Source organism: Kribbella sp. CA-245084 (assembly GCF_050942355.1).
Lineage (GTDB): Bacteria > Actinomycetota > Actinomycetes > Propionibacteriales > Kribbellaceae > Kribbella.
In genome coordinates, this window is sequence record NZ_CP192053.1 from 3,316,969 (window position 1) to 3,328,318 (window position 11,350).

An 11,350-nucleotide genomic window follows, 5' to 3' on the forward strand; every position below is an offset into this window, starting at 1 on the left:
CCCACCAACCTTAGGCTCAGCGCCCCGACAGGTATGCGCGCCAGCCTCCCGTTGACGTGATGTCACGCGTCGGGTCCGCTGCGTCCGCCGTGCACACGAAGCCGAGGACCTGTTGTCCGTCAGACAGTTCCAGCGGCCCGATCGCCAGCGGCGGATCGATGGTCGCGGCGAATCCGCCCAGCTCAGCCGCCGGCAGCCGCCACACCTCAACCTCGATCCCCGGACCGTCAGCACCCGTCAACGTCCGAGTCAGCCCCGGCCGAGGCCCGTCGACCAGATACATCCGGTACGACGACGCGGTGCGCGCATCGAAAGCGAGCCGTGCACCACGCCGTACCAGCTGGTCATTGAGAGGCTGCCCGGTCAGATGCGCGCCTGCGACCGCCAGCAGGACGTCCGTCTCTACAGCCGTCGTCGGCACAGGTTCACCGCACCAGAGCGCCGCCAGATCAATCAGCGCATGATCATGACCAGCCGGCGCCAGCAGTTGGATACCGAACGGCAAACCGTCGGCACGATCCGGCCCCGGGAACGCGACCGCGCACAGATCCAGCAGGTTGACCATGTTCGTGAACCGACCGAGCCGACTGTTCACACCGATCGGATCCGCCGCGACCTCCGCCAACGTGGGATGCCCGGGCGTAACGGGCAGCAGCAGGGCGTCGAGCTGCGTCCAAAGATGCTCACTCGCCCGGGCGAGTGTGGCGAGCCGATCGAAGCCTGCGAACGCCGCTGACGCCGTCAAAGCCGCACCGCCTCGCACGATCGCCCGCACAGTCGGGTCGATTGCTGGATTGTCGACAAGCTTGTCCCCGAACGCCAGCCAGCGCTCCGCCAGCCAAGGCCCGGAGTACAGCAGATCAGCCGCCTCCAACAGCGGCCGCACATCCACCTTCACAACCTCACCAAGCCGATGAGCCTCGGCGAGCGTCTCCTGCCACGCCGCCTCATGCAGCGGATCCAGGTCCAACCCCACATCCGGTACGCCGATCACGCGACCACCGCGAGCGCGGGGTAGATCATCAGCACGTCGCGACCAGGCATCATCGGGGTCATAGGCAACCATCACGTCGTACGCCGCCCGCGCAGTCGCCACGCTGCCGGCCATCACGGTCACGCAGTCGAGCGATCGGCAAGCAGGTACGACGCCGCGCGCCGACACGAGCCCGCGACTCGGCTTGATCCCGACGAGCCGATTGAACGCCGCAGGTACGCGCCCGCTGCCGGCCGTGTCCGTGCCGAGCGCGAAATCGACCTGCCCGCTCGCGACGGCGACTGCGCTGCCCGAGCTGGATCCGCCCGACACATGTCGCTCGGAGAAGACCGAGTGGCACGCGCCGTACGGCGACCGCGTGCCGACCAGGCCGGTCGCGTACTGATCGAGGTTCGTCTTCCCCAGCGGTACGGCGCCGGCCGCGATCAGCCGATCGACGACAATCGCATTGTCTACAACAGGCTGCGAGTTGCGTGGGTCCCCGGCCGTCGTCGGAACCCCGCCGAGATCGATGTTGTCCTTGAGCGCCATCGTCAGCCCCCGCAGCGGTCCGTACGCAGGCTCGACCGGGTCGACCCTGGTGATCCACTCGTTGTTCATGCGCCCCACCGAGCCCGCTCGGCCTCGAACGCGGCGCGGCGTCTGGCCCGCACGGTCGCAATGTCCACAGGTGCCTCCTGCTCGATCCGGCGTACGTCGGCGATCGAGAACGTCGCCGGTGTGGTCTTCAGGTCTGCCCGCCCGGCGGCGATCTCGGCCCGCTCGTGGGCGAGTTGCTCCGCGCTGACCGGCGTGAATCTGATCAGGTCGAACTGCCTCAACAACCAAGGCTGCTCGTCGGTGGGGGAGAGCCGCCAGACCGGGACGGTACGTCCCACCAACTGGTACCCACCGGGACCCTCCATCCCGTACACGCACAGGTAGATCCCGCCGATCCCGACCGCGTTCTGCGGCGTCCAGGTCCGGGCCGGGTTGTACTTCGTGGTGACGAGTCGGTGCCGCGGATCGACCGGTACCGCGACCGGCGCACCGAGATAGACATCGCCGAGACCGACCACCAGGTACGTCGCGGCCTGCACGATCTCGAAGACCTCGTCCCGCGTGTCGAGATCGTTGACCCGCCGGATGAACTCGACGTTGTCCGGGCACCACGGGGCGTCCGGTCGGACCGAGGTCGCGTACCGGCGCATCGCCTCGTGCGCCTCTGGGTGGTCGAACGCGATAGGCAGCACCACCTCGCGGGCCGGCAGCACCACAGTCTCGGGATCGTCCAGACCCGCGGCGAGGAACACGAGCCGTTCCGCGAGCGTCGTCAAAGCGAGCCTGGACGAGTCGACCGCGACGAGCACGGACCGCACGCCTTCGACGATCTCCGCGACGCCGTCCGGCTGGTCCTGCCGCAGGGCTTGGGCCAGCAGGTGGATCCAGACGCGGACGGTGAGGTCGAGCTCGGCCGGTCCGGCTTCGACCAGCAGGTGTCGTTCGCCGGCGCACCTGATCGTGTACGACGGTGCCGTCGCGGAACGCTCGCCGTGGTGCAGGATCTCCGGGCGGCTCGGCGTACCGGTTGAAACGGCGATGGGGGTTGGCTCCTGGCGTAGATCCGTCAGCCAACGGCGACGGTGCTCGATCGCCTCGGTCGCTGCAACTAGTGTCACTGGGACTAGTTGCACTGAGTCGCCGGCGCGCAGTTGGCCGAGCATCCAGCGGTCGGCTTCGATCACGACGGCGGGTACGACGAACCCGCCGAGGGACGGTCCGTCCTTGCCGACGATGACCGGGGTGTCGCCGGACAGCATGATGCCGCCGACCGGGTACGCCGAGTCGTGCACGTTCGACGGATGCAGACCGGCCTCGCCGCCGTCGGTCCGCGCCCAGCCGGGAGTCGGCCCGACCAGCCGGACGCCGGTGCGATCGGACCGATGGTCGACAATCCAACTGTTGGCAAAGAACGCATCGACACCTTCGGCAGTCAGATGCTCCGGCGCTCCGTGAGGTCCAGGGATCACGCGTAGCTGCCAGGAGTCCGACATCGTCGGCAGCTCCACCGACACAGGGGACAGCAAGTTCTCCTGCCTACCGAGTGCAATCTGGTCGCCGGCCCCGAGCGGCTTGCCGCCGTGACCGCCGAAGCCGCCGAGAATGAACGTCGACCGGCTCCCGAGCACGCGCGGCACATCGAGCCCGCCCTGGATCGCCACGTACCCGCGCATCCCGGGACCGTCGAGCGGTCCGATGTCCAGCACCGAGCCGGCCGGCCATCGGATGACCAACCCGGGTCGGATGCGCAGATTGTCGACAGTCGCATTGCGGACAGCGCCGCCGACGCAGACCAGCCGATCCTCGTCGCAGGTGAGCACCGGTCCGTTGAGCACACACTCGAGTCCGGCCGCGGCCTCCGGATTGCCGACCGCAGCGTTGAGCAGGGCGAAGGTCAGTTCGTCGGCGGCTCCGGACGGCGGTACGCCGACATCCCACAGGCCGGGCCGGCCGGCGAGATCCTGCACTGTGGTTTGGGTGCCTGGGGCAACAACTGTGACGACGGCCAACGTCACCACCAGCCCAGCAGCTGGACCGGCGTCGGATCCCAGCCGTTACAAGGATTGTTGACCTGCGGACAATTGCTGATCAGCACGAACAGGTCGCGGCTGGCGGTGACCTCGACGTACTTGCCCGGTGCGGACAGCCCGTCCTCGAACGTCAGGCCGCCGGTCGACGTCACCGGTACGTTCATGAAGAAGTTGATGTTGTGGGTGAGCTGACGCTGACCGATGCCGGCGTCCGCGCCGTACCGCAGGAACGTCTGCCGGCAGGCGTGCTGATGGCGGGTGAACTCGCCGTACCGGATGACGTTGCTCTCCTGCGAGCACGCGCCGCCGACGGTGTCATGCCGGCCGCAGGTGTCGTCGGTGATCACGGCGAGCTCGTCGAGTCTGGTCGACATCAGCCGGGATCCGGTGGTCAGGAAGACGGCGCGCTGCTCGCGGATCGTGTCGAAGGCGGAGTACCGGTTGTCGATGTCGTGGGCGTCGTAGAAGAGCGTGTCGACGGCTTGGTTCCCGTGCAGGTCGACGATCCGCAGGCGCCCACCAGTTGGCACGCTGACGAGCGCGCCGTCGCCGGCTTCGACCACGGAGTCGAGGGCGACGGTCGTCGCGGTGATGGTCATGCGATCAGCTCCCGGGTCAGGCGCAATGCGCGGACCGCTTCCTCGCGCAGGTCGGGGTCCTCCACGTGTGCAGGCGATTCGAGCTGTACGGCGACGCCTGCCGCGGGGCCTTCCGACAAGGCGTGGGGTGCGGTCGAGACGAAGATCAGGAGGTCCTGGTCGGCGCGGAGGGTGACGGTGTCGCCTGCGTGGGCATGGTCGGAGATGTAGGCGAGTGAGGCTCGCGGTTCGTCCGCGACGGCGACCTTGCTGAAGAAGTTGATGCAGCCGTGCAGGTCCGCTTCGCCGAGGCCGTGCTTGGTGAGTTCGAGCAGAAGGAGGCGGTCGGGAAGGGCGCCGGTGAGGCAGTCGTGCCAGTCGAGGGTTGAGGCGATGACGGTCGCCAGGGCGAGGCCTCGGTCCGACAGCAGGACCATGCCTGGCTTGATGCGTGCGGACATCTGGGACTTCAGCGTGTCGGGGATGTTGAGGCGGTCGAGGCGGTCAGCGCCGACGATCAGCACCGTGGCGTTTGCACCGTCGGCCAGAGCAGTCAGCGTGACGGTGCGTCCCGCACGAACAGGTGCAGACCAGGCGGCACCGCCGGGCAGCTCGTGCGCGTGGACGCTGGCGGGCGCGAGGTCAGGAGCAGAGTCAGGTGTGGGGCTCATGCGCTGGCTCCTTCGGTCTCCATCGACGGCGCGGTGCTTCGGAGCGGCATCCCGATCGAGGCGTAGTAAGCGGTGCGCTGGGTGCGGTATGCGAGGAGGCCGCCGGCCGCGACGACGGCGAGGGTGATCAGGGGGAGGTAGTGCAGGTACCAGCCGTCGCCGGCCGGGTCGTACACCGCGGCGCGCGGCCAGCCGAGGTTGATTGCCATCGTGAGTCCGTAGGCGACCGCGACGATGTTGACAATCAGACCGAAGCGCCCGAGAGAGAAGAGCGGCCGGCCGTTCTCGTCCACTCCGGCGGGCAGGCCGCCGCCGGTCAGGCGGCGTACCAGCAAAGGCACCGTCACCATGAGATACGCGACGTAGAGCAGCATGATGCAGACGCTCGCGAGACCGAGGAACAGGCCCGCGTTCCCCACGTTCACGACCAGGCAGACCGCAGCAAGCACACCAGGTACGACGGTCGCTGCCACCGGCGTATCGGTCCGCTTGGACACCTTGCGCAGTTCACGCGATCCCGGCAGGACGTTGTCGCGCGCCATCGAGAAAATCATCCGGGCCGCGGCAGTCTGGATCGCCAGCGTGCACACGCAGACCGCGAGAGCAACGTCGAGCAGCAGCAGCTTCCCGGGCGTCGTACCGAGCCTGCTGGTCAGTACGTAGGGGAGACCCTGGGTGGCCAGATCGCCATCGGTCAACGAAGGCGCGGCCATCAGCGCCGCGATGATCAGGAACGCACCACCGATGCCGGAGGCAACGACCGCGCGGATGATCGTCCGCGGTGTCGTAGCGCGCGGCTTGTGCGTCTCCTCCGAGAGTTCGCCGGCGCTGTCGAAGCCGACGAGCACGTACGCCGCCATCAACGCCGAGATCAGCAGCGGTACGACGTACCCGGTCGTGCTGTCCAGGTTTGTTGTGTGCAGTACGACCGACGGACCGCGCTCGGCGCGCATTGTCAACAATATGACGATCAGAACGACGCCAATCAGCTCACACGTCACGCCGACCGAGTTCACGATCGCCGTGACCCGCACACTGGTCGCGTTCAGGAGAGTGGTCGCGGCGAGCAGGATGCAGCCGAGGAGTACGGCGTTCGCGGCGCCGTCCTTCGAAGCGAGCGCGGAATCGCTGCCGACCAGCTGGAACCCGGGCCAGACCGCAGGCAGAACGACCTGCAGGGCGATCGCCGCAGTCGCCAGCGTGATGATCTGAGCGATCACCATCGTCCAGCCTGCGAACCAGCCGATCACGGCGCCGCCGAGGCGACGGGCCCACTGGTAGATCGCGCCCGACAACGGGTACCGCGCCGCGAGTTCGGCGAAGCACAACGCCACCATCAGCTGACCGGCGAGCACCGCGGGCCAGGTCCAGAAGAACGCCGTACCGCCGAAGCCGAAGCCGAGGCCGAAGAGCTGGAAGACGGTAGTGAGGATCGAGACGAACGAGAAGCCGGCCGCGAACGACGCGTAGCTTCCGACGCGGCGCGAGAGCTGCTGGGCGTAGCCGAAGTGGCCGAGGTCGCGCGCGCCGACTTGATCCGTGGTCAGTGTTTTGGGGGGTGCTGACATTCCGGCCTCCGCTGGGATTAGGCCCGGAATGCACACAGCAACCCGGGGCCTTCAAGGCCTCCCGGGCTTTTGTCCCGCCGTGGAACGGCGCTCTGCTGCGAGCGCCGTCTCCCCTCTCGGACCAGTCCTGCCGTCACCTCGACGAGCAGCGGAACCCTAGGGGCGCCCCGCCGTCCCGGCGGGTCTTCTCCAGTTCAGGACGCGCCGGTTTCAGCGGCCGTCCTCGCGTGTAACGCGGAAGTAAAGGAATCCTCTCACCCACCACGCCAACTGTGAGGGACCGGAGAGCCGGCCCCCCACGCAAGCCGTCACAGTCCCTCGCGGAACCCCTCACGCCAGGACGCGTACCCGGGCTGCCAGCCGAAGGTCTGCTTGGCGAGCGTGTTGTCGGCCCCCCGAATCTCGGTGAAGGCCGCGACCCCGACATCGCCGACCGCGAGCCGCCCGAGCCAGGCCGGCACGTGTCGCGGCGGCTTCGCGCCGAGGATGCGAGCGAACTCCGGCAACCACACCGCCGCCTGCGCCGGGTCGTCGTCCGCGACGTGGAACACCCCGGTCACGTCGCTCTCGACCGCCTTCACGGTCGCCGAGGCCGCGTCGTCGTAGTGGATGAACGACCAGACGCCGGTGCCGTCGCCGATCAGCGGCAGGCGGCGCTTCTGGATCATCTCCACCATCGAGCCGCCCTTGCCGATGTCGCCGGTCGGGCCGTAGAAGCTGCCGTACCGGAGGGCGACGCCCTCGATCCCGTCGGCGTTCAGGACCGCCGATTCGAGGTGCTTGATCCCGGCCATCGTCTGCTGTTGCGCAGGCACCGGGTTCGGGTCGAGCGGGTCCGCCTCGGTCTTGGTGGCGGATCCACCGTGCTGCAAGTTCCAGCCGGCGTACGACTGGACGACGAACCGTCGTACGCCGGCAGCCTGGGATGCGGCGAGCAGGTTGTCGGTGCCCTCGGTCCGCAGCCGGTTCGTCATCGCGAAGCTGTCGTCGAAGTGCTTGAAGTCGATCCCGCCCTTGAGCGCCGTCATCTGGTGTACGACGACTTCCGGGCGGACCTTCTCCACGGCCGCGCGGACGGCGGCGGTGTCGAGCCCGTCCGCGAGTACGACGTCCGCCCCGAACGAGCGCACGCTGCTCGCGCCGGACTCCGACCGGGTCATCCCGGTCACATCGTGCCCGGCCGCGATCAGCTGCGGCACCAACGACCGGCCCAATCCACCGGTCGCACCTGCTACCAAGACCTTCATGTCATCCTCCGTCGTCTGCAGTTACGACCCGGAGGACACGCGTCGGCCTCAGCTTTGTGACATGACCCGGATCACATCTCGGAAGTCAGCGTGAACTCGGTCGGCCCGAACGACACGTTGAGCTCGCCGTCGACGGTCATGGAATCACCGGTGACCCGACAGGTGAACTTGGCAACGAACGGCGTTTCGACCCAGCGGAGCGTGGCCACGAACGCGTCGCCGTCGCCGTACGCACTGGACAAGATCCGGTTGCGCGCTTCGAGGCTCGCGTCGTACAGGCTTCCCAGAGTCGACTGCTCCTGCCAGTCGCCGGGCGCGCAGACGATGTCGTGCGATCCGCCCCCGCCGAACTCTTCGAAGGTGAAGACTCCGGTGCCGTCCGGGTCGAGCCGTACGGCGGTCAGCCCGGCATCGTTGCGCTCGGTGAACCGGTACGTCCGCCCGTCTCCACCTGTTGGCGCCGAACCAGCTGGCGGAAGCAACTCCAGCTGCGAAGGGCGGGAGACCGACGGGACTTCCTTGCCCTCGAGCGCTGGGAGCAGGTACTCCCAGACCGTGTTCAGGATCGCCTGCATGTCTGTCGTTGCACTGGTAACGATCAGCGCAGCGTCGTACTCCGGGAAGACCAGACAGTACTGCCCGAAGGCGCCGTCGCCGCGGTACGTGTTGTGACGCCCGCGCCAGAACTGGAAGCCGTAGCCCTGCTTCCAGTCCGGGTTCTCCTGGTTGTCGTTGGGCACCTGCTTCGACGTGGCCGCCTCGTACCACTCGGCCGGGACGAGCTGCTCGCCCTTCCACTCGCCGTGCTGCAACAGGAGCTGCCCGAAGGAAGCCAGCGACTCGGTGTTGATGCTGAGACCCCAGCCGCCGGTCGTGACGCCTTCCCTCGACACCTGCCAGGTCGCCTCGGTCGCGCCGAGTGGCTCGAACAGCCGCGGCCGCAGGTAGTCGAGCAGCCGCTCGCCGGTCAGCCGCTGCACGATCGCGGACAGCATGTACGTCGCGCCGCTGTTGTAGACGAACAGCGTGCCGGGCTCGTGCGCCACCTCGAGGCCGAGGAAGATCTTCACCATCCGGCGGTCGCGGCTCAGCGCTTCGACGGTGTCCTGAGAGTGCCCGGTCGTCATCGTCAGCAGGTGCCGGACCTTCATCGCGGCCAGGTTGTCGCTGACCGTCTCCGGCAGCTCGTCGGCGTCGAAGAACGAGATCACCTGGTCGTCCAGCGACAGCAGCCCCGCGTCGATCGCCAGCCCGACGCCCGTCGACGTGAAGCTCTTCGACACCGAGAACAGCAGGTGCGGATCCTGCAGCCGGTACGGCGCCCAGGCCTCCTCGAGCACGACCTGCCCGTGCCGCAGCAGCATGATGGTCTGGATCTCCGGCTCGCCGGCGTCGAGCGCCCCGACAAAACTGTCGAGCGCCGCGGCGGACAACCCCTGGGCTTCTGGCGTACTCCGTGGAAGTCTGCTCACCCCGAGCACGCTATCTCTCCGAACGGACAAAAATAAGTGAGTCCTGCCAGGCGGGCAGCCGTCATCGTGAATCCGATCAAGGTCGACGACGAGGAGTTCCGTCGTACCGTCGAATCCGCGTTGGCCGAGCGGGGGTATGCCGACCCGCTGTGGCTGGAGACGACCGAGGACGACCCCGGGGTCGGGATGGCCCGGCAGGCTGTCGACGAGCGGGTCGATCTGGTGCTGGTCGCGGGTGGCGACGGCACCGTGCGCGTGGTGTGTGCCGAGCTGGCCGGGTCCGATATCCCGGCGGCCGTACTGCCGGGCGGGACCGGGAACCTGCTGGCCCGCAACCTCGGCATCTCGCTCGAGCTCGACGTCGCGCTGCAGGAGCTGCTCGACGGCTCGGAGCAGCGGATCGACAGCGTGCTGATCAAGGGTGACGAGCTACCCGACGACCGGTTCGTGGTGATGGCCGGGCTCGGCCTGGACGCCGCGATCATCGAGGACGCGCCCGACGACCTGAAGAAGCGGGTCGGCTGGGCGGCGTACGTCGTCTCGACGCTGAAGAACCTGAACCACCCGTTCGTCCACGTCGAGATCATCGTTGACGACAAGCCGCCCGTACGCCGTCGCGCGCGGACCGTGGTCATCGGGAACGTCGGCACGCTCCAGGCGAACATTCCGCTCTTCCCGGACGCGACGCCTGACGACGGCCAGATCGACGCGGTCGTGCTCGCGCCGCGCCGGATCAGCCAGTGGCCGCGGTTGGCGCTCGGTCTGGTGATCAAGTCCTGGCGTGAGCGTCACGTCGAACGCTTCATCGGTAAGCGGATCCAGGTGCGGGCCGAGCGCGCGGTACGCCGGCAGCTCGACGGCGACGCGATCGCCGAAGGTACGTCGCTTGTCGCGGAGGTGGATGCGTCAGCGCTCGTCGTGCGGGTGCCGTGACGGCTGACGCTCTGCCTTGTCTGACGGCTGAGCGTGGGTCAGTTTGTCGGGGTTGACGATGCCGTGGATCGCGGTGATCCGGCCCTCGTCGACCACGAACGACCAGATCGCGACCGTGCGGTCGCTGTGGTCGTGGATCCTCAGCGCCGGTTGACCGCCGACGTGGACCGGCTCGGTGGTCAGTTCGCGGAACTTGCCGAACGCGCCGATGAGTAGGCGGGCGACGTTGCCGGCGCCGTGCACCGGCCGGGGGAAGCCGCCCTTGCCGCCGCCGTCTCCGGTGAATGTGACGTCGGGCGCGAGGAGTTCGACCAGGCTGTCCAGCTCGCCTTCCTGGGCGGCCGCGGTGAAGCGGCGTACCAACTCGTCCCGCTCGTGCGGTGAGGCGTCGAAGCGCGGTCGATTGTCGGCAATCCGACGACGCGCACGGACGGCGAGCTGGCGGCAGTTGGCCGGCGTCTTGCCGAGGATGTCCGCGAGATCGTCGTACGAGTAGCCGAAGACGTCGCCGAGCAGGAAGACCGCGCGCTGGTCGGGGGAGAGGCGCTCGAGGACGACGAGGAAGGCGGTGGACAGCGAGTCCGAGAGCGCGGCGCGGTCGGCGAGATCGACGTACTCGTCGACGGCGGGTTCCGGCAGCCAGGGGCCGAAGTACTGCTCGCGCTTTCGCCGTGCCGAGCGCAGTTGGTCGATCGCGAGCCTGGTCGTCACGGTGGTGAGGAATGCCTTGGGTGATACGACTTCAGGCTCGCGGTGCAGGCGCAGGTACGCCTCCTGCACGACATCCTCCGCGTCACCGAACGTGCCTAGCATCCGGTACGCGATCGAGAGCAGCAGCGGTCTGAGTTCCTCCATCACACCTTCACAGACGATCGATCACTCTTCCCAGTGACAGTTTTGTCGATTGTCACAGGATCCGATTGTCGATCGTCTGCAATCGACATGAACACGATCACCTGGATCTTCACCGGCGCGCTTGCTGTCGTCTTCACGATCTCCGGCGTCCTGAAGGCCACGATGTCCCGCACCCGCCTCATCACCAGCGGCCAAACCGGCATCGCCCCATTCCCAATGCCACTCGTCCGCTGCGTCGCTCTCTGCGAACTCCTAGCCGTAGCCGGCCTCTTCGCCCCTTGGCTCACCGACACCGCTCGAGTCCTCACGCCACTAGCCGCCACAGGCCTAGTCATCGTGATGATCGGCGCCGCCACCTCCCACTCGTCCCTCCGCGAACCCAAGTCCACTGCGGCCAACACGGTCCTCTTGGCCCTGGCCGCGTTTGTAGCCGCAGCCCGGTTCGCGGCGCTCGCATGACAG

General features: G+C 67.9%; 10 protein-coding genes and 1 riboswitch. Of the genes, 2 read left to right on the forward strand and 8 right to left on the reverse strand.

The window, feature by feature from the left end:
• Nucleotides 1–16: 16 nt before the first annotated feature.
• From atzF to ACQPYH_RS15990, 7 genes are all read right to left on the reverse strand, one after another.
• Nucleotides 17–1,594 carry an allophanate hydrolase gene (gene atzF, locus ACQPYH_RS15960; RefSeq protein ID WP_432892049.1) on the reverse strand — a complete coding sequence of 526 codons (1,578 nt, stop codon included), beginning with the start codon at nucleotides 1,592–1,594 and terminating at the stop codon, nucleotides 17–19.
• Nucleotides 1,591–3,552: a 5-oxoprolinase/urea amidolyase family protein gene (locus ACQPYH_RS15965; protein ID WP_432892052.1), complete on the reverse strand. Its 1,962-nt coding sequence runs from the start codon at nucleotides 3,550–3,552 to the stop codon at nucleotides 1,591–1,593. The genes atzF and ACQPYH_RS15965 overlap by 4 nt, the downstream gene beginning before the upstream one ends.
• Nucleotides 3,546–4,163, reverse strand: coding sequence for an urea amidolyase associated protein UAAP2 (locus ACQPYH_RS15970; RefSeq protein ID WP_432892055.1), 618 nt, complete (start codon nucleotides 4,161–4,163; stop codon nucleotides 3,546–3,548). Before ACQPYH_RS15970 ends, ACQPYH_RS15965 begins: the two co-directional genes overlap by 7 nt.
• On the reverse strand, nucleotides 4,160–4,813 hold the full coding sequence (locus ACQPYH_RS15975; RefSeq protein ID WP_432892058.1) for a DUF1989 domain-containing protein: 654 nt from the start codon (nucleotides 4,811–4,813) through the stop codon (nucleotides 4,160–4,162). Before ACQPYH_RS15975 ends, ACQPYH_RS15970 begins: the two co-directional genes overlap by 4 nt.
• Complete coding sequence (locus tag ACQPYH_RS15980; protein ID WP_432892060.1) at nucleotides 4,810–6,381, reverse strand: amino acid permease; 1,572 nt, start codon at nucleotides 6,379–6,381, stop codon at nucleotides 4,810–4,812. Before ACQPYH_RS15980 ends, ACQPYH_RS15975 begins: the two co-directional genes overlap by 4 nt.
• A gap of 56 nt (nucleotides 6,382–6,437) precedes the next feature.
• A riboswitch (guanidine-I (ykkC/yxkD leader) is annotated at nucleotides 6,438–6,552 on the reverse strand.
• Between the two features lie 137 nt (nucleotides 6,553–6,689).
• Nucleotides 6,690–7,628 carry an NAD-dependent epimerase/dehydratase family protein gene (locus ACQPYH_RS15985; protein WP_432892063.1) on the reverse strand — a complete coding sequence of 313 codons (939 nt, stop codon included), beginning with the start codon at nucleotides 7,626–7,628 and terminating at the stop codon, nucleotides 6,690–6,692.
• 71 nt (nucleotides 7,629–7,699) lie between these two features.
• A complete protein-coding gene (locus tag ACQPYH_RS15990) occupies nucleotides 7,700–9,100 on the reverse strand; it encodes a serine hydrolase domain-containing protein (RefSeq protein ID WP_432892065.1) in 1,401 nt (466 codons plus the stop codon).
• 36 nt (nucleotides 9,101–9,136) lie between these two features.
• On the opposite strand from ACQPYH_RS15990, the gene ACQPYH_RS15995 reads away from it, so the two are divergent.
• A complete protein-coding gene (locus tag ACQPYH_RS15995) occupies nucleotides 9,137–10,033 on the forward strand; it encodes a diacylglycerol/lipid kinase family protein (RefSeq protein ID WP_432892067.1) in 897 nt (298 codons plus the stop codon).
• On the opposite strand, the gene sigJ is transcribed toward ACQPYH_RS15995, so the two are convergent.
• Entirely contained in the window at nucleotides 10,007–10,888 is an 882-nt protein-coding gene (gene sigJ, locus ACQPYH_RS16000; RefSeq protein ID WP_432892068.1) for an RNA polymerase sigma factor SigJ, read from the reverse strand. The genes ACQPYH_RS15995 and sigJ overlap by 27 nt on opposite strands.
• 87 nt (nucleotides 10,889–10,975) lie before the next feature.
• On the opposite strand from sigJ, the gene ACQPYH_RS16005 reads away from it, so the two are divergent.
• Nucleotides 10,976–11,347 (forward strand): DoxX family protein, encoded by a 372-nt coding sequence (locus tag ACQPYH_RS16005; RefSeq protein ID WP_432892071.1) that lies wholly within the window; start codon nucleotides 10,976–10,978, stop codon nucleotides 11,345–11,347.
• The last annotated feature ends 3 nt before the right edge of the window (nucleotides 11,348–11,350 follow it).

Coding starts and splice junctions, on each gene's coding strand:
- ACQPYH_RS15975 (WP_432892058.1), bottom strand. CDS start 4,813: ATGAGCCCCACACCTGACTCTGCTCCTGACCTCGCGCCCGCCAGCGTC.
- ACQPYH_RS15980 (WP_432892060.1), bottom strand. CDS start 6,381: ATGTCAGCACCCCCCAAAACACTGACCACGGATCAAGTCGGCGCGCGC.
- ACQPYH_RS15970 (WP_432892055.1), bottom strand. CDS start 4,163: ATGACCATCACCGCGACGACCGTCGCCCTCGACTCCGTGGTCGAAGCC.
- ACQPYH_RS16005 (WP_432892071.1), top strand. CDS start 10,976: ATGAACACGATCACCTGGATCTTCACCGGCGCGCTTGCTGTCGTCTTC.
- sigJ (WP_432892068.1), bottom strand. CDS start 10,888: ATGGAGGAACTCAGACCGCTGCTGCTCTCGATCGCGTACCGGATGCTA.
- ACQPYH_RS15985 (WP_432892063.1), bottom strand. CDS start 7,628: ATGAAGGTCTTGGTAGCAGGTGCGACCGGTGGATTGGGCCGGTCGTTG.
- atzF (WP_432892049.1), bottom strand. CDS start 1,594: ATGAACAACGAGTGGATCACCAGGGTCGACCCGGTCGAGCCTGCGTAC.